This is a genomic window from Paenibacillus sp. FSL F4-0122 (assembly GCF_038002845.1).
GTDB classification, from domain to species: Bacteria; Bacillota; Bacilli; order Paenibacillales; family Paenibacillaceae; genus Paenibacillus_AQ; species Paenibacillus_AQ odorifer.
Window position 1 is genome coordinate 3,276,623 of record NZ_JBBODI010000001.1, and the last position, 18,802, is coordinate 3,295,424.

At 38.2% G+C, this 18,802-nt stretch carries 17 protein-coding genes and 1 pseudogene; 6 read left to right on the forward strand and 12 right to left on the reverse strand.

Features of this window, described 5'->3' with window-relative positions:
* Position 1 precedes the first annotated feature (1 nt).
* The 4 genes from MHH49_RS14250 to MHH49_RS14260 all read left to right on the forward strand — a co-directional run bounded on the left by MHH49_RS14250 (position 2) and on the right by MHH49_RS14260 (position 2,578).
* Positions 2-1,825: an ABC transporter ATP-binding protein gene (locus MHH49_RS14250; protein ID WP_036685468.1), complete on the forward strand. Its 1,824-nt coding sequence runs from the start codon at positions 2-4 to the stop codon at positions 1,823-1,825.
* An 87-nt stretch (positions 1,826-1,912) separates the two neighbouring features.
* The gene (locus MHH49_RS14255) at positions 1,913-2,059 is read left to right on the forward strand and encodes a hypothetical protein (protein WP_155986599.1); all 147 of its coding nucleotides are present in this window, start codon (positions 1,913-1,915) and stop codon (positions 2,057-2,059) included.
* A gap of 7 nt (positions 2,060-2,066) precedes the next feature.
* Positions 2,067-2,318 carry a helix-turn-helix domain-containing protein gene (locus MHH49_RS31190; RefSeq protein WP_370511229.1) on the forward strand — a complete coding sequence of 84 codons (252 nt, stop codon included), beginning with the start codon at positions 2,067-2,069 and terminating at the stop codon, positions 2,316-2,318.
* A gap of 2 nt (positions 2,319-2,320) precedes the next feature.
* The gene (locus MHH49_RS14260; protein WP_051491388.1) at positions 2,321-2,578 is read left to right on the forward strand and encodes a hypothetical protein; all 258 of its coding nucleotides are present in this window, start codon (positions 2,321-2,323) and stop codon (positions 2,576-2,578) included.
* Positions 2,579-4,527: 1,949 nt separating this feature from the next.
* Here the strand turns inward: MHH49_RS14260 and MHH49_RS14265 are convergent.
* The 4 genes from MHH49_RS14265 to MHH49_RS14280 all read right to left on the reverse strand — a co-directional run bounded on the left by MHH49_RS14265 (position 4,528) and on the right by MHH49_RS14280 (position 8,763).
* Entirely contained in the window at positions 4,528-6,153 is a 1,626-nt protein-coding gene (locus MHH49_RS14265) for a putative polysaccharide biosynthesis protein (protein ID WP_036685467.1), read from the reverse strand.
* A gap of 1,315 nt (positions 6,154-7,468) precedes the next feature.
* Entirely contained in the window at positions 7,469-7,885 is a 417-nt protein-coding gene (locus MHH49_RS14270; protein ID WP_051491387.1) for a hypothetical protein, read from the reverse strand.
* 4 nt (positions 7,886-7,889) lie between these two features.
* A complete protein-coding gene (locus MHH49_RS14275) occupies positions 7,890-8,363 on the reverse strand; it encodes a hypothetical protein (protein WP_036685465.1) in 474 nt (157 codons plus the stop codon).
* Positions 8,356-8,763 carry a hypothetical protein gene (locus tag MHH49_RS14280; protein ID WP_036685463.1) on the reverse strand — a complete coding sequence of 136 codons (408 nt, stop codon included), beginning with the start codon at positions 8,761-8,763 and terminating at the stop codon, positions 8,356-8,358. The genes MHH49_RS14275 and MHH49_RS14280 overlap by 8 nt, the downstream gene beginning before the upstream one ends.
* Positions 8,764-9,573: 810 nt before the next feature.
* Here MHH49_RS14280 and MHH49_RS14285 point away from each other — a divergent pair.
* A pseudogene (locus MHH49_RS14285) lies at positions 9,574-10,403 on the forward strand (helix-hairpin-helix domain-containing protein); the annotation flags it as partial.
* Between the two features lie 579 nt (positions 10,404-10,982).
* Here MHH49_RS14285 and MHH49_RS14290 read toward each other — a convergent pair.
* The 7 genes from MHH49_RS14290 to MHH49_RS14320 all read right to left on the reverse strand — a co-directional run bounded on the left by MHH49_RS14290 (position 10,983) and on the right by MHH49_RS14320 (position 17,089).
* The gene (locus tag MHH49_RS14290; RefSeq protein ID WP_051491402.1) at positions 10,983-11,537 is read right to left on the reverse strand and encodes a class I SAM-dependent methyltransferase; all 555 of its coding nucleotides are present in this window, start codon (positions 11,535-11,537) and stop codon (positions 10,983-10,985) included.
* A gap of 6 nt (positions 11,538-11,543) precedes the next feature.
* On the reverse strand, positions 11,544-12,578 hold the full coding sequence (locus tag MHH49_RS14295) for a sensor histidine kinase (RefSeq protein ID WP_141118554.1): 1,035 nt from the start codon (positions 12,576-12,578) through the stop codon (positions 11,544-11,546).
* Positions 12,579-12,633: 55 nt separating this feature from the next.
* Positions 12,634-13,314, reverse strand: a complete 681-nt coding sequence (locus tag MHH49_RS14300; RefSeq protein WP_036685458.1) for a response regulator transcription factor — start codon at positions 13,312-13,314, stop codon at positions 12,634-12,636.
* A 31-nt stretch (positions 13,315-13,345) separates the two neighbouring features.
* Positions 13,346-13,909 (reverse strand): class I SAM-dependent methyltransferase, encoded by a 564-nt coding sequence (locus MHH49_RS14305; protein ID WP_076098821.1) that lies wholly within the window; start codon positions 13,907-13,909, stop codon positions 13,346-13,348.
* A 30-nt stretch (positions 13,910-13,939) separates the two neighbouring features.
* Positions 13,940-14,437 carry a DedA family protein gene (locus MHH49_RS14310; protein WP_076098820.1) on the reverse strand — a complete coding sequence of 166 codons (498 nt, stop codon included), beginning with the start codon at positions 14,435-14,437 and terminating at the stop codon, positions 13,940-13,942.
* 196 nt (positions 14,438-14,633) lie between these two features.
* Positions 14,634-15,431 (reverse strand): sulfite exporter TauE/SafE family protein, encoded by a 798-nt coding sequence (locus tag MHH49_RS14315; protein ID WP_076098819.1) that lies wholly within the window; start codon positions 15,429-15,431, stop codon positions 14,634-14,636.
* Between the two features lie 44 nt (positions 15,432-15,475).
* Complete coding sequence (locus MHH49_RS14320; RefSeq protein ID WP_076098818.1) at positions 15,476-17,089, reverse strand: carboxylesterase family protein; 1,614 nt, start codon at positions 17,087-17,089, stop codon at positions 15,476-15,478.
* A gap of 135 nt (positions 17,090-17,224) precedes the next feature.
* Between MHH49_RS14320 and MHH49_RS14325 the strand changes: the two genes are divergently transcribed.
* Positions 17,225-18,136, forward strand: a complete 912-nt coding sequence (locus tag MHH49_RS14325) for a LysR family transcriptional regulator (RefSeq protein ID WP_076098817.1) — start codon at positions 17,225-17,227, stop codon at positions 18,134-18,136.
* A gap of 20 nt (positions 18,137-18,156) precedes the next feature.
* Here MHH49_RS14325 and MHH49_RS14330 read toward each other — a convergent pair whose 3' ends face one another.
* Entirely contained in the window at positions 18,157-18,750 is a 594-nt protein-coding gene (locus MHH49_RS14330; protein ID WP_076098816.1) for a YdeI/OmpD-associated family protein, read from the reverse strand.
* Positions 18,751-18,802: the final 52 nt, after the last annotated feature.

Below are 18,802 nucleotides of genomic sequence, written 5' to 3' on the forward strand. Positions count from 1 at the left end.
CTTGAAGACAGTTTTATATATTGTGAAAAATACATATCCAACTATTCTAAAAAACTTCCCTATACTTTTTTTGATGAAGTTAATTTTCTACCTAGTAGATGGAGTTACTCCATTAATTCAATTATCAATTACTACCAAAATGATTAACTCTGTTTCAGAAGTTTTGACAAACAAAAACATTATAAAACCACTACTAACAATTTTGGCCTTACAAGTTTTATTTTCTCTTATTATTACTATTATTTCATCTTTATCTAATTTAGTAAGAACTAAAATTGATAACAAAGTCTCGTTTTTAGTTGATAGTGCATTCATCGAAAAAGTGCAGAAATTATCATTCAGTAATTTTGAAGACCCTGAGTTTTTTAATGACTTTGAAAGAATTAGTAATGGCGCGGGAAAGAAAGCGTTTGAGGTTATTGATCTAATACTTTTAATAATAAAGAATAGTATTACTTTAACATTGCTAATATTTGTACTGATGAAAATTCATTTTATTCTTATATTTACTTTAGTACTTATATTTATACCAGTACTTATACAAAATTTAAAAATTGGCAAGAGAGAATATAACTTGTCAATGAGTCTAATACCAACAGAAAGAAAAATGGAATACTTTTATTCAATTCTTAAGGATAAACCAGTAATTAAAGAAATTAAGATATTTAATCAAAGTAGGTATTTGATTGATAAATGGGAGAAGTTATTTTGGGTGTTTTCAAATCAGAAATATAATTTGCAGATAAAAACAGAATTTATTAATTTATTATTATATGGAATGAATATTGTTATCAATCTTCTAATACTGTCGATTACAGTTTTTAGTAGTATTTTGGGTCGTTTAACAATTGGAGGATTTGTAGCAGTTTCTCAAGCGGTAACATCCTCAAGTAATCAAGTAAGAGAACTTGCTACTTCCATTTCAAAAATTTCTCAAACTGCAAGATATGCGATGGACTATTATTCTTTTCTAAATCTCAAAGAAGAGACAAGAGCTAGTGATGTTCAATTGAATGAACCTATATCATGTATTGAAGTGAAAAATTTGAATTTCAAGTATCCGAATAATGAAAACTATACGTTGCAAAATATCTGCTTTAATATTTATGGGGGTAAAAAAATCGCTATTGTAGGGGAGAATGGTGCTGGGAAAAGTACTTTGGCTAAATGTCTTGCAGGTCTTTACGAAATACCTGAAGGTGACATTAACTATAATAATATTAGCATAAACGAAATAGACAAATACTCACTTCGGAGCAATATTACCACATTATTTCAAGATTTCATTAAATATAATATGACTTTAAGGGAAAACTTAAGTTTTGGAAATATATCAAAAATAGATGATGACTTATTTTTAGAGAAAACATTAAATAGATTAAGGTTAAACAAATCTGATAAACAGATGGATCTTCATTTAGATGCTATGTTAGGAGCATATTTTGAAAAAGGAAGAGATTTATCAGGTGGGCAGTGGCAAAAAGTAGCACTTGGAAGATGTCTAATTAGTGAAGCCAATTTATTAATATTAGATGAGCCCACGTCCGCGATTGATCCAATAATGGAGATGGAAATAATAAAAGATATCCTTTCTATTACAGATAGTAAAACTGCTATAATTGTTACTCATAGATTAGCATGTTGTCGCTTCGTTGATGAAATAATTGTATTAGAGAATGGTAAGTTGATTGAACAAGGAGATCATGATTCACTTTTAAGAAAGAATGGTAAATATGCAGAAATGTTTAACTCACAGTTGTCGATGTATAAAGATAACAACGATGAGGAGTTTCGTAGCTTGCCTCTGAGTGTTGGATCTATATAGATTGAATCAGTGATTTTCGAGTATCCGGCAGGCTCTCACCCAATCACTGTCGAACTTAGAAAGATCCTTGATGAGGCGGTGAATGGGATGGAAAAACACGAAGCCCTGTCAGCCATTGAAGAACGACTGAAGTCAACAAAGGATCGTCGAACATACGAGCGACTTCAGACTATTCGTTTAGCGATTAATGGGAATGTCTATAAGCTAAATCGCTACGATTACGTGTCATTCTGAGAAAACAATTCGCAACTACATTCATGCTTATGAAAAGGCAGGAATTCTCGGCCTCATCATGCGGTTATCGCCGGGGCGATCCCCGCGATTGACAAAAGATCAACGCGACGAGTTAAAGCGCGTTATCGTCAGCCAAGTACTGGCAGACGTCTTCACTGCCAGATTCAATTGGACATTACAACTCATTGCAGACTACATCGAGCGGACGTACGGCTGCCAATACTCGTTGCGCGGCGTCCTAAGCTCATGGGACATATGAATATGAGCTATACGAAGCTCACATATACCCTTGCTGCTGCAGACCCTGACAAACAGAAACAGTTTGTCGAAGAAATGTTCCCAGCTTTAAAAATGGTTGGAAATAGCGAAACTGATCATTTTTTGTTTGAAGATGAAAGCATGATCTGTGATTATCAGGCCCTGCAACGAACATGGTTTGAAAAAGGTAAGCAACGTGTTATTTGGACAACAGGCAATCATCGCGGCGTGAAGTCAGATAAGGTAGTGGGAATTCTTTAGTTCAACCTATATAGTTAGTCCCTTTTACTGTTTAGTTATTCACTGAATTATCTACAGTCAACTATGTTGTAAAAGGAAGATGATAGTTTTACTCCTGTATTACTTTAAGTACGGAGCCGCTAAAATCGGCTCTGTATTTTTATTTGGGAAAGTATAATTATCTTGAGACTTATCGCTGAACTACAAACAGTTCTGTCCGATATTCTATTCAAAAGTGTGGTAGAGAGAGAGAAGTGGGATAACCGTTAAACACCGCAAAAAATCCTCACTTCAAAGCCTTTGGAGAAAAGCACTTCTTGCATATTCCACTTACTGTTTTGAACTCTTCGTAGCAGTTAGACCCGCTAATTTAGGAGTATGCCCTAGTCACATTGGTGTTCTAGTAGATTTACGTTTTTTTCACAGTCTTCGGTGAAATGGACTTCGGTCTGCGAGTTGCATAACCCACTTAGAGAATAACGACAGTGCTTTAAGTTTAAAGATTCCGATATTTGGGAATATGGCTTATGCTTGTCCTCATCCAAATTATCCATATCCTAAATCCTACTACCTTCTGCCAAAGATGACGCACTTGTCATGAAACATACATCCTATGGATTCGACGTATTTCTCTCGTAGGTGAACTCTGTTCAAAAAACCACTACACCCTTACGAACTTCATGATGAAATGAATCTCGTAGACGCATTGGAAAGAATCTGTGAACGGCTGTATGAATAATATTTGACATTTGACACGCCTTCGCGATTTAGCCATCTTCGCGCGAAATCTAAGTGGAATTGGCTCAGCAGCATGGATGGCTGCAGCTTTCCTGGATGGAGTTCTACCCGAAAAAAGTTAAACCCAGTAGAATGTTGTGTTAAGAATTTTGCGACAGAATTCTTGCAGTATAGAATCTCAAAGCAGAAGTGCCGTGAAACTGAACGGTCTGATAGAGCCCATTAAACAACATAACTTTTCGATCAGATTGGACTGCTTATTGATGGGCAGCATTGTATCCGACTATCCATGTAATATCTCTAGTCAGATGTTCGTATCAGTACCGGTACGGAACATCTGACTAGAGATATTGCAAAGCCAGTCATGGATTTGGACCGGAAGCTAAAGGGGGGATTAAAGAGAATTACGAGGGATTTGTTTACTAGAGAAGAGAATCCAGCCCTACAATTCGGTAGATGCCGCGATTGTCAAAGATATTTAGCAACGGTACGATCTATTGAATTTACCTGTGAAGTGCTCAAATACACGTGTCAACAGTTCCACGATTTGCTCCGGTCTCAAAACAGAATAATCGATGATGAGCACCCGTGCTTCTGCGTTGAGCGATTTAAAACGCGTATGATGTGAAGATTTAAGGCAAGTATAGCATCGCCAAGCAAAAGGAACTGGATTTAAAAGATAATACCTTTGCAAGGAGAAATTGCCCCGTTGTCACTTTCCAGGAGTCGAACCAGTCCTTTCCTTAGAAGAACAAAGGAAAAGAATTTGGGGAATTGCTAGACTTGAAAGAACGTGTGATTTAGAAATGACCTTTCTCGCTACGTTTTTCCGTTATGCAGATTGGCAATGGATCTAGAAAAGCAGTACTGTTTAGACAGTGGACGCTAATAACATAGAGTCAGGCCCCTTTTTTTATTGGTAAGGTTGCTCGACACTTCCATGATACCAGATAAACGAGATGTTATTTGTAATATCAGTAAATAATTGAGTTCCACTTATGAGCTCAATTATTTAGGCTCAATTTCTAGGTGCGAAAGCTGAATCATTAAAAATTATATAAGAAGCCTATAGATGAACAAGATAAAATAGTATCTACCATTAACTTTTACATCATAATCCTTCTCTACTATATCCACCTATAGTGGCATAGAAAAGATAACAAGTTAAGTTCTCTCATACTATTATGGTGTTGGATTAGGAAAAGACCATAGTTAGCTTTCCTCTATATCAACTATCTTTTACTCCTACCGAATTGCAGCTTCATGAGAGGTTTTAGAAGTTGCTGAACTCCAAGTGGGTAGCTTTCCAATTCTTTAAGATTTAGTACTCTAAGTATAATAAGTAGGAGTAGATAAACGAGAATTATACCGCCTGCGACTATTAAGCAAGTAAGTAGATACGCGACCCTAGTTGTCATGATGTCAGTGAGCATGAGCCCCAATATATTAAGCGCAAGACCAATACATCCAGCTACGAGTACAGATATCAAATAGGAACCCCAGCTAGCACCCAGTATTTGAAATGGTACAACCGACTTCAATAGCCGTAAATTGAGTATCGTAATAATGATGAAGCAGAGTCCTGTGGCAATGATTATACCGTATATCCCCAAAAACTGACTAAGAATAACGCTAGCGATGAGCTTAACCAAAATGCCAATCATCACATAAAACATTGAAGTTCGGGATTTACCCATCCCAAGTAAAATCGAATTTGATGTTGTCATTGTAATTTGAAATATTGTTCCTAGAGTCAGCAGTGCAATCATCTCACTACCTGACGGAGTCTTAAAAAGTAAGCCATTGACTGGATATGCCGCGACCACAAGTGTTAGTACAATCGGTGTACCTGTTAGAATAGCGATACGAAGCGCCAGTATAATCTGATTCTTTAAATAGAGTTCGTCATGTCGGGCATAAGCAGCTGAAATGACTGGAATCAGCGATGTGCTAAGAGCGATGGCAAGTACCGGTGGAATACCGGCGATACTTTGAGCTTTTTGGCCTAAAATATCTATAAGGTGTATTGCTTCTCCCTCGCCGATTTGACCCGCCAAAAGAGGTACAATAAGAGACGAATCAATCAGATAAACCGCCTGTATAGTCATAGAAGCCAATACAATTGGGATAGATAATCTAAATATATCTTTATATATTCTCCATAGTGAGAGTTTTAATTCTGTTTCATTGTGACCCCGTACCTGTGCTGTATCCTCATTACTATACTTAATAGCAAAATAAATCATTACGCAAAAGGCAGCAACGCTGCCTAGCACGCTTCCAAATGAGGCGCCAGCAGCCATAATTGCATTACTATAGCCTTGACGTAAAAGAATGAATGCAAGTAAAATTGCAGTCATAACACGGGCGAACTGCTCAACAATCTGTGATATGCCACCAGAGGTCATATTACCGCGCCCTTGAAAATATCCCCGCATCATTGCAATTGATGGAAATAATAGGAGTGCAGGTGCAATGGCTCTTATTGCTAAAACACTATCCGGCACTCCAGTAGACCGCGCATATACTGGAGCTACTATGTATAAAGCTGTACTCATTACGACACCAACAACCGCTGCGAAGTATAGTGCAGCTCTATATACCTGTTTCGCTTCATTAGGCCGACCTAGTGCATAGAGCTCGGAGACTTTTTTGCTAAGTGTGCTGGGAATACCAGCTGTCGCCAGAGTTAGTAGCAACAAGTAGACATTATTGGCCTGAACGAACGAGGCGTTACCTATTTTATCAAACATATGTTCCAATGGTACTCGCTGAAATATGCCGAGTATACGCGCTATTAGGGCGGCCGCAGCCAAAATCAAAGTACCTTTTATAAAGGATTCTTTCTTGTCAGACAAATCATTTCGCCTTCCTTACAATTAATATTGTGCATTATGAAAAAAATACAATAAACCCCTTTTTAAGTAATTAAGCGTTGTATGCTATTATACATGATCTAAACATCTGCTTTAGTTGTATAAGTTTTCATATGAATGCCTCATAAACCTGTGATCAAAACGAATTTTTATATTCCGTTCATATAAACAACTATACTCCTCCTAGAAATAAATAGTAATTGTGTAAACCCAATAAGTAAATAGTTAATTTAAGATAATTGAAAAAGTCTTAAAATCATAAATTTCCTTATATATGCTTTTGGGAGTAACACGATAGTATTATCTTTAAAATTATTTATGTCTATCAACACAGTAGAGAGATTACATCAATCATTTTAGTAGTAACATATTCTTATAATGAATAAACTACTGACTTTTTGTAAAGGTTGAAAAAGGGCTATTGTTTACTAACTAAAGAGTGAACAAGGTTGACTTAAATCTTTTAAGGACAATTACCAAATAAATAAAGCCTCTCAAATTTCCAAGTAGGGTAATATGATTTAAATAAATCTTAGGTCCGTTGGAAACAAGTAACGAAGAAATCCAAAAACTCAAATAAAGCAAACATGAAGTGACAAAATTATTTGGTGCGATTAACTATGTGGTCGGTTAGGTTCATCACCGAGAGGAAGGCGGATGTCTAACCAATTGAAGAAAATGGCCATGATTTTGACGACAGCAGTAACATCATGCTCAGAGTTACAGCCTTTTAAAAAAGGAAACCCACGCTTGACGTGGGTTTCTCTTCCGCTTTATAGTCCAAACCCGAATATGGTTAAAGAGTATGGGTGTGGCTCAAAGCAGACATGTTGAACAACATCTTCTTAAAAATTAATAAGATTAGACTTCATGTGAATCAATTTATGTAGCGAATAAATAACTACCGCTGGAAACGATAGATCGCCTATTTGTTAAATTATAAACTTAATTGTGCTTTTGAATAACCTTAAAGGTTCTACTAAACATAAACATAAAATGAAATTAATAAAAAATCCATAAAATATTATTTTATGGATTTTTTTAAAAAGAAAATATAACGCATAGTTCTCTTAAGATTAAGTTGCTAAGTACAACAAGTTCCAGTGTCTGAAGTACTGCATGTCTCAAAAATCCAACCGTTAATAAGTTGGGATACAAATGACTGACAAGCAGTTTCATATCTGGTCATTTTGCGTCCCAAAATACATGGACCTCTAAGTTCACAGTAAGTAGTAGTACGTGAATTAAACATAAGACCAGTTATCGCACAATCAGCTGAAGTCATACACATTCTCATTCACCTCCCTTCATTAATTAACATCATCATATCATTAGAGTTATAAACTACCCCTTTATTAACTACTTTCCCAGTGTTGTTCGAAATAATTACAAATGGATGTATTTTCACCTTGTAAACATCATCCATTTCTTTAGAAGATAATGTTATAACTGGGAACTTCCATTCAAAGTAGTCTCTGATTTCCTTATTGATCTCCTCATCTCCGGTTGAAAAAATATAAAGATGATAGTCATTATAGTTCTGACTTATTAAAGAGATAAATGGAAGTAATTCTATACAGCGAGCACAATCCACTGAGATAAAGAATATTAATGATTGATATATATGTATTTCCTTAAGCTCAGGACTTTGAATCAAATTAGGTATCTCAGATCCGACTTGCAAACCTGTATTTTTGGTGGAGATAAAGTTCATTTAATCACATCACTTTATTTAGTAGTGGCCTTGCAAACATCTCTACATCTTTAATATGGTTATAAATATTACCGCTAAAAATTTGGCCGATTTTATTTACCACTAACATGAACGGAACAATTGAACCACAATCAATCTGATCATCAATTATGCGAATATCACAGTTGTACAATTTGACATTGTGATCTTCCTGGAAAAAGTCCTCAGCAGTTTGACCGTCATCGAGATGAAAGAAAATCGCATAATTCATTAAGGGGTTTAGCCTTATAAATTCATTAATTATTTTCGGATCACAGGCAGTACAAGTTGGAGAAAGTAAAAAGATAATCGTACCAATATCTGTATGCGTAATCCAAGTTAAATCAACCTCTAATTGTTCTTTATCTAACAACACTATTTTATTTGGAATATATGTGCCTACGAATCGCTTTTTAACTGTACTTTTCAGGAAATCCGGAATCGGCTTAATATTATCCATTCGCCACTTTGCCCCCATAGGTCTTAAATGGTAAATAATATTGAGAAACAACATCATTTTCAACAATTAAATCGAATCGAAACATTCCTTCTTCTTCGACTACTGGTATTGGAATACTTACTCCAATATCCGCACCAGAAACCTTTTCAGAAATATTAAATTGATTTCTAAGTACAATAGGTTCTGTTTGTCTTAGTAAAATATCATTAATATCATCATAAACTTCTATCCAACAGTCGATACTCTGAACTTTTGGAAGTTCAAATAGTTTCACGAATAAACTGGCATTAAAAATAGCAGGAGTTGCTTTTATATTGATGATTTTCTGAATACTAATTAAATTTAATAGGTTTTGATCCAATAACTGAATTTGTTCACAAACTACAATTATACCTTTCAAATTCACACCTCTTCATTTTTGTTATAACGACTTTAATGTTCGAAATTCGAATAATTCTTTTTGTTTGATCCTTCATAACATATTTCAATTTTCCAAGTAATTATTTTTTATTATTAATGTTAATATGACCAGAATAAATAATGATTCCTTTAATGTTGAATAATTCAATAGGATTCATTAATAATATTCTCCCATGATTAAATACCTAGATTTGCTGAAGAACTTACTTTTCAATAGTTTATTTTAAATCGATTTTTGAGGGATACTCCAATACCGAATTAATTGTTCTAATCAATTAAGGTGGCTCCCCATCACACTCCCCCTTAAATACCTTATTACAATCTATTACTTATATTGATAATATAAAGCTTTTTTTCTGTCGAAAACCTTTTTTTTGAGCAAGGTATTCGACAAAATATTTATTGAGTTATTAATTATTCCAAATCCATGCTGTGGTTTTACTGATGAACTCTAGTACTTCATAAGTCTTTAAAAAGAGAACATGCAATTTTGTGTTACTGGCTGTTGATTCACTTCAAGTCACTTTATTTAATTACGTTGATGTAGTTCGCCTTTTATAAGCTTCAATTTTTCATTTTTATTGTGAGGAGTTACTTCTAAAACACTTTTTCTATGTAGCTTATAATTAACTATTGGTTTGTTATTGTAAGTGAGTTTCTCACTGAACGGTGGCTCAAAATACTCCGAAGTATTCAAAATAATAATCTTATAGATGTATAACGGAACGGAAAATAGTGCTTAACACAATATGGTTTTATAAACATAAGTCAATTTTGAATAATATGCTTATCAGGTAAAGTTACTCCTCTGGCACGTGTGGAGGCGGTTGAGCTGGCCGGAGTTACCGTCCAGAACTGTACGCTGAATAACGTTGGAGATATTGAACGCAGGAATCTCAAGCACGCCCTGGGTACGCGGGTGTTTATCCGCCGCTCGAATGATGTGATTCCGGAAATTCTCGGCAAGGTGACCGAGGAGAGTGATGGCGGGGAGATTATTTTCCCTGAGGATTGTCCAGACTGTGGTTCTCCATTAGAAACGCGAGGTGCGCATCTCTTCTGCAACAATAAACTGGATTGCAAGCCGCAGATTATAGGGCGGATTACTCACTTTGCTTCCCGTGATGCTATGGATATCGAAACCTTTAGCGACAAGACGGCAGGGCAGCTGCATGAGGAACTGAATGTACGGGAACCGGCAGATATTTATATGAGCTGAGCTTTGAGCAGCTTGTGAAGCTGGAGCGTTTCGGGGAGAAAAGGCGGATAATCTGCTCAAGGTCCTGGAAGAGAGCAAAGGAAGAGACCTTGCTTCCTTCTTGTTTGCCCTTGGTATTCCGAACACTGGCAAAGCGACAACCAAAATGCTGGCAGATCACTACTTCAGTCTGGAAGCCGCGATGAACGCAAACGCCGAGAAATTAGCCGGTCTGCCGGACATCGGGGGCATTGTAGTTGAGAGCATCGTAAGCTTCTTAGCCGATCCTGTTGTGGTAACCAGCATTAACAGTGTGCTTGCATTGGGTGTGCAGGCAAAGGCACCCGAGGCCCCACGCCAGGTGAATACCAACTCCTTCTTCAGCGGCAAAACGGTAGCTAACCGGTTCACTGCAGAAGTTACGCTATTCATGACAGCCTCCGATGTACTGAAACGTAATTAAGATTTTGCTGTACCAAATCGTCTTGGTACATCGACAGGATTGCATAATCATTGAAGCATTTTATATATAGCGGATTGTGCAGGCGACCGCTATTCCCTAGCGTATACCAAATGGATGTACACGAGCCTTCGGTTAAGTCAAGGTATTAACGATGACTCAAATAGTTCTTCCGCTGATTCTACTGTACCCAAGACAAACGGTTGATACGAGTAGAATAAAACTGGTTGCTCTGGATTAAGTACATTTCAGGCAAGGTAGTGCTAAAAGATCACGATAATGACAAAGGTGGTTTGAATTGTATCAGTTATTTTCGTTAGAAAAACAACTTATCTCAATTGTACTTGTTAGATATCTCATGCATATATTGAAAAAAGCAACCTTTTGGCTGCTTTTCAGTCTCAATTATAACCGTTACTCACATAGTTTTCTCACACTAAATCCAGTCCTGCAACAGTATTGGCTGCATATTGGGCTGGTCATTTCCATTCTCAATACTTATACATTCTTTAGAAATTACTGTTTTCCGAGTATTCATCTGTCATTCTTTTTTACGACAAATATATACGAATGTTGGAGGGAAAGTGTAAGGCATAAATTCAATTTTCTCAATAAGTAGTTGTTTAGCCCATTTTTTTTTCATGTGCAGCGAGTGCTGATATGCAACTAAAATTCCGCCTGGTTTAAGTGACTTAACAATCTGATGTAGGATTTTGTCACGCATTTCAATTGAAAAATTAAAAAATGGTAATCCGCAAATTATGCAATCTAACTCACGGATGCCTTCCTGATTCAATTTCTTGAGTAAGTAGCTGGCGTTGGAATGGAAAATGCATTCCGGATAAATTGATTTTAAGTGTTCTCTCATTTTTTTATTCCGCTCAAACAAAAGCACTTTTGTAGAATTCGTTAATTGTGATGTCATGAGATGTGTAATAGCACCTGTACCAGCTCCAAGCTCTGCAACGGCATTTACATTATGCCATTGTACAGACTGGATTATTTTATTGGCTAATAATTGCGAACTGGGTAGAATATTTCCTACCCGATTTGGATCTTTGAGGAAGCCTTGTAAGAAAAGTAAGTATTCAGACATAATCAATTAGCAATCCTCTCCGAAAGGCAATCTCAGTTGGAATGTGAAGACGTCATGAGTGTGTTTAAGCGTTAAAGTACCCTTGTGCAACTCAGCAATATTCCTAGCTATCGAAAGACCAAGTCCTGCCCCGGTTTGAATTCCCTGGCTTTTTCTTGAGTGGTCAACCTTATAAAATCGGTCAAATAGACGGTTTTCTTGATCCTGTGAGAGGGGAGTTCCTTTATTTTCAATCTCAATGGTACAGTGTTCAGAATCGGTTGTAATTCGTATGCTAATGCTTCCCGGGCTGATGGAATATTTTAAGGCGTTCATAAGTAGATTATCTATGGCTCTGGCTATTTTCTCACTGTCGATTAAGGTGATGATTGGACTCTTATCTATATCTTTTATAAGATGCACATTGTTTTCTTGAGCGATTGGTTCGAATTCGAACAATAATTGATTCAAAAGCTGTGACAAATCGATTCTCTCCAGATTTAAACGGGAATCCACCGAATTAAGTCGGGTATATTCAAACAAATCATCAAGGAGTTTCTTCAAATGAAGCGCCTTGTTATAGGTGTTTTGAATAAAACGTGTGTATTCTTTTTTATCTTGGTACGATTCTGTACGTAAAAGCTCAATATACCCGATAATACTTGTAAGAGGGGTACGTAAGTCGTGTGAAATCCCCGTGATCATCTCCATCTTGGATTTTTCTATTTCGCGTTCCTTGATGATCTGTTGCTCTAAGCGCTCTGCCATCCGGTTGATGTTCAAAGCCACCAGTCCTAGTTCATCTTGGCGCACAACATTTACCCGATAACTCAAATTACCTTCGGATATAATCTGAAGTCCTTGTTCCAGCGCAATTAAATCTTTGACGATTCGCCGGGTCAATGTAAAAAATGTAATAACGAAAATAATGAAAAACATCGGAGTAAGAAGGTAGGCAAGAAAATTGAACACCCAATCCAATTTTGTTGCATTTCCAAAATGAAATAACAAGATGCTAAGTGAGGTATTTATCGCAATGGTAATTATGAAACTCAACACCATCCTGATTAAGATATTGGATTGAATGCGTTTATTTATTTGTAGATTTCGTATGATTTTAATCAACTTTGTAACCAACTCCCCAGACTGTCTTAATATACAGAGGTTCTCTTGGATTTTCCTCTAATTTTTCTCTTAAGTTACGAATATGAACCATTACGGTATTGTCAGAATATCCGTAAGGCTCTTTCCATACACTCTCGTAAATTTGCTCCGAACTATAAACTTGCCCAGGCCGGCTTGCAAGCAGGGTTAAAATCGCAAACTCTAGTGGAGTTAATGAAACTTCAATTCCATTTAACTTTACGGAATGTTTATTTTTATCTATGATCAGGTTTTTAATTATAAGCAGAGAGTTGAATTCTTCCTTTCCAATTAAGGACTGACGCCGTAACTGAGCTTTTACACGGGCCAGTAGTTCCAGTGGATTAAACGGTTTGATCATGTAATCATCTGCCCCGGTAGTTAGACCTGTGATTTTATCAATGTCCTCTTGCTTGGCTGAGAGCATAATAATTGGGATATTTGATATTTCCCTAATTTTGAGACAGGCTGTGATACCGTCCATTTGAGGCATCATCACATCCAGGATAACCAGTTGAATGGATGTTGTTTGTATTGTACTCAACGCCTCTTGACCATCTGCAGCTTCAAGCACTTGGTAACCTTCATTTCTTAAATAAACATGAATCACATCTCGAATTTCAGAATCATCATCTGCAACAAGAATTGTATTCAATGGACGCTGCCCCTCTTCTATATTTATTTTATTATGTTTCCCTTTTACGACAGACGTAGACGAAAGCGGGAGGGAAATTAAATGGCACATATTTTATTGTATCAATATTAAAATATTCGGAGAGTTGCTTCTTCATTTGAAGTGAATACTGAAAGGCGATAAATAATCCCTCAGGTTTAAGGGATTGGTAGATCTGTTCAACCAATGTATTTCTTAATTGGGGATCAAAATTGAAAAAGGGCAGCCCACTAAAAATACAATCCAACTGATGAATATGTGAACTTTTAATTGTTTCTACTAAACTAGCAGCATTTTGATAACAGGAAAAGTCCGGATAGCTTGTCTTCAGGTTATGCCTCATGGTTTTATCCATCTCAAATAGTAACACTTTCGTTGTACTAGTTACCTTAGTATTGATTACACGGGTGATTGCACCTGTACCTGATCCAAGTTCAGCGACTGCTTTAACTTCATGCCAAGGGGCTTGGTTAACCATGCTGTGTGCCAGAAACCGGGAACTCGGGGTAACACTGCCTACCTGTTTTGGATCATGAATAAAACTTTTTAAAAATAAGAGTTTTTCATTGAAGCTCATTCGGAATTCCTCCATAATTTTAGAATTGATTTAGATGTTTATTAATTTTGATAGGATGTGATCTCCAAAGTACGTTCCTACAAAAAAGAACAGTAAGGTCCAACTTAAAGCACTGGGATATGAAATAAGGGCAAATCGTTTATAGCTTGTACCGCTGAGCCCGATCAACATGGGAATGATGTAACGTACAACTGGAATAAACATGCCGATATACGTAGCTGTACGCCCACGTTTTTTTAGAATCTGCTCTGCTTTTTTAAAATGTCTATTAGCTTCAAATTTGCACTTCAGCTTTTGCCCAAAGAATTTACCTGCAAAGTAGGCAACCGTAAAGGCCGTTAATAGCCCTGATAAAATGCAGAAATAAGTCATCCAGGAATTGATAATCCCCATGTGGCTTAGGGTAGCTCCAGTGAGGATTGTAATTTCATTAGGGATTGGAATTCCAAAAGGGCCTAACGTGAAAGCAAGATAAAAAATCAGATATCCATACTGATTGATTAGCTCTAAGACGGTATTACTGGCCAATATGCCACCTCCTTCGCTTACTTCAATACAGAAATCTTAACTAAAAAAACTGAGGAATTAGGTGGGGGAATTCTAAAGAAATCCTGAAGAGACTTAAAATTCGATAGGATTGGCCAAGTATCAGTCCCACAGTCACAATAAAAAAGTCCTGAGGATCAAGAAACTCTTGATCCATCAGGACTTTTTACATAATGACCTACCCTTTCATCATCAAACGAAGCGAAACGATGATGAGAAAAACGGCTAATAGCTTTAAAAGCAGCTTGGCAGGAAGGCGTTTTGCCAGGCGTGCGCCAATTTGACCGCCGATAATTGCGCCAGGTGCTAGGGCTAACACCATAAACCATTCAACATTCAATAAAAAGGCATGTGTTGTGGTGCTTACGATAGCTGACAGGAAAATTTGAAGCATAGAAGTTGCAACAGCGATATGGGGGGCAAAGCCGAGAAGTAAGGTCATTGTCGGAACCATAAGACTCCCGCCGCCAATCCCAAATAGGCTTGCTACAAAGCCAACAAGAAAACTGATGATTATGCCGGTAGGCATATGATAAGCATATTCGAAATGAGCACCGCTATTATCGGAAAAGCTTCGCTTCACCGTTGGTTTGAAAGGCCAATGGATGGGTTTGTTCGGCTTGAACAAGAGCAATAAAGCGACAAGGATTAAAAAAATCCCGAAGCTTACGAAAAACATTCTCCCGCCCATTTGCTTGGTAAAGAGTGCACCTATTACTGAACCCGGAATCGAAACGGCGGCAAAGGTGAGCGCTGCTTGATAATCGATTCTCTTCTGCTTTGCGTACACATAAGTACTTGAAATGGAGTTGAAAAGCAGCATTGCCATTGATGTTCCAGCCAGATGTGAAGGCTCCATATCAGGAAAAAGGAAAGCCAACGCAGGCACAACGATGAACCCGCCGCCAAGTCCGACCAATGAACCGGAAATGCCAGCTGCTAGCCCGATGACTAAGAGCAGTAAGTAAGTTAGCACAACAGCATGTTCCTTCCTCTACGTGAATTCTACAATCATTTATCTTACCAGAAAAAACGTCCCGCAAATAAATTGTTTTTTAGCCAATTGCGCTGTTCTGCTGCTAAACGGGGATCATTGTCCATTTGGGACAGGATATCTTTTTTTACAAGTTTGCAGACGGATTGAACAATAGTTTGATCCTGGCTAGCATCTAACCAGAGAATTTCCGCAGACCGGGGATTAGGGGTGTATCGTTGCCAAGCAGGTTGTCCCTCAGCATTAGGATTACCGGTATATAGGAAATGCCGTAAATAGTCCCTCATTAGGGAAGAGAGCATGTTACGCCCAGGCTCGTTATGCTCGGAAATTACATCCGCAGGAAATCTTTCCTGGACACCGGAAAAGTCACCTGTATAGAAGGGGATGTCTGCACCGTGCGGGGCACCCATAAGAAAACGGATGTAAGGATCGATCACTCCGTCTCTTAACCCCCAGGCGAAGCGGTAAGCATAGATGGGCATCTCCGGAATCGCACTTAATAATATCTCTGTAGTCTGCTCTACATTAAATTCTGCATACAGATCGCTCCCATATTGGACTGCAGCTTCATAGAGCTTCTTTTCTTCCACATTTCCGGCTAACTCTTCCTTTTGCACTAGGGAGAAGAAATGAGTATCCCATAAAGTGAACTCGGAGAATTCGCTGGCAGTGCTGCCAAGGATGATCGGCAGGGAAGGGTGATCGCGGTTATTTAGATTGTCGAAGCCACCAATAGGAATGACCGTGCCATCTTCGATCAAATGGGGAAAAGCAGCCATCTGAAGCCCCGTCTCACGAATGATTTTGACAAAGTGAAAGGCATTCTGACGATATAGGAAGGCGGAAATCTTATCCGCAGATTGTGTGGAAATCCATACTCTTGCCTCATCTTGAGTGCTGACCATTCCTGTTTTTATTAATAACTCTATTAAAATGTCATCTGCTTTTTCTTCGCTTTGCTCCGTAACAGCCGTTGTTAAACCTCCGCTCATAATAAAAAGCTTATGAAAGAGCCCTCTGCCCAGCGGTGAAAGGTAAGCAGCTAATGCATTTCTTGCACCTGCAGACTGGCCCCCTAATGTTATGTTCCCTGGATTTCCCCCAAAGCAAACAATGTTATTGTGCAGCCACTTTAGCGCATGAAGAACATCGAGGAGACCGTAATTTCCTGAGTCATCCAAGGGGTCCCCGGTTCGGAGTGAGGGATGCCGGAAAAATCCCATTGCTCCTAAACGGTAATTCACTGTAACCACTATACTATTTGTCTTACACGCCAATTCTCCACCTTGAAAATCCCGTCCCGAACCCCCAATATTTCCGCCACCGTGGAGGAAGACGAATACGGGTAAGCCTGCCTCGGCATGATCCGGTCGCCAAATATTCAAAAAGAGGCAATCTTCACTGCCGCCAGGTTCCCCTTGAATGAATTGGACACTGCTATTATTAAAATGGCATGCAGGCAATACACCTGTCCAAGGTTCTATCTCACGCGGTGCTTTCCATCTGAGCTTATCTATGGGAGGTTCCGCATAAGGAATCCCTAACCATGCGATCGCCCCAAGTGCTGGCAGACGTATGCCCTTAAGCTGACCACTGGAGACTGTAATAATTTCTTCCATGGGTTCTCGTGTGCTCATTTATAGTTCCCCTTTCTCCTGCAGATTCTTATGTATTTTTAATTCTCTTTATTATAGTGTTCTGCTATGATGATGAAAAATATATTATTATATATAAAATACATAACTCTAAGGTTATAGAAGAGGGTGGTTTCGTTGGATTTACTTTCGCTTCGGTACTTTCAAACGGTTGCAAAGCTTGAGAATATGACCCTGGCAGCCGAAATACTCCAAATCTCACAGCCTGCTATTAGTAAAATGATCAAAAATCTTGAGGGCGAATTAAACGTCAAATTGTTTGATCGCACAGGAAAATACATTCGATTAAATGAATATGGAAAGCGGTTTCTTGTGAAAGTTGATTTAGCCCTACAAACGTTAGAGGAGGGGAAAACAGAGCTATTGGACTTGTCTGAGCGACCGACAGGAACTGTAGTGATTTTTATCCAAGCGGGTTCCTATTTGCTTCCGGATATGATCACATTATTTCGCCAGAAGTACCCGGAAGCTCAATTCAAGCTATTGCAGCAGGATCAGGAGATCTCACGTTATCCGGCTTTTGATTTGTGTATTTCTTCTACTCCGCTCAAGATTCCAGGAACAGTGTCCACACCGGTATTAACGGAAGAAATCCTGCTGGCGGTTCCTAATGAGCACAGGCTCGCAACCCGTAAAAGTGTACGTCTGAATGAACTCGCGGAAGACGGTTTTATTAGTTTGAAAATAGGCAAGCAGCTGCGCGAAACGACGGATTCTCTCTGTCACGCCGCCGGATTTGCTCCGCGTATCATTTATGAATGCGATGAGCCTTCGATGGTACGCAGTCTAGTCCGTTCGGGACTAGGGGTTTCTTTTATCCCCGCTGTAACTTGGGGGGGTTCTCAAGGATCCTCTGTTGTGCTTCTTCCCATTGAAGAACCCATAAGTACCCGCACCATTGAAATCTCATGGTATACCAACCGGTACATGACTAATGTCGCTAAAAAGTTCAAGGCCTTTGTTGAGGATTATTACAAGCAGTTAGAAGAAGACAATTTAAAAAAAGAGCCAATAAACCCTAAGGCTTAATTGACTCATTGTCAGCAACGCTAATCATTTAATCCCTTACCCTCAAGGATTTGCGGGATGAATTTTTCAATTCGGGATACGCGGGTTTTGGATTGTTTCGCTTGAGAAAAATGATAAATATATGCGTTTTGCCGTCCAGGCGTTAAGGCTTCAAAAGCAGTTTTCAAGCCAGGAAGTTCAGCGAATTTGGTCTGAAGCTCTTCAGGAATGAGGTAATCCTCTTTCTTTTTTAATTCGACTTCCAAACCCGCTTTTTCAACTTCTATGGCATTTTGAATGTAGGCTTTCAGAACAGCTTCCATTTCAACGATTTGTTGCACATTCGTAAACCGAATTTGGCGCGCTGCCTGCACATTTTCTGTTTGTTGAATTAGAATCCCATTGGGATCCTGTAACAAGGCACCTTTGTGAAAGAGAAGCGCACAATATTCTTTAAATCCATGAATTAATACTATGTTTTTATCATCAAATGTGTAACATGGATGCATCCACTTATAATCTTCGGTCAGCCCGCAATCAAGCACGATCGTTCTCAACTGCTCATATTCTTCCCGCCATTGTTTCGCTTTACTTAAGAATTTATCAACCCTAGGATTCAATACATTATTTGTCATAAAAAACACCTATCTTCATCAAAATTTTCAATACAATTTTACTGTTTTTTTA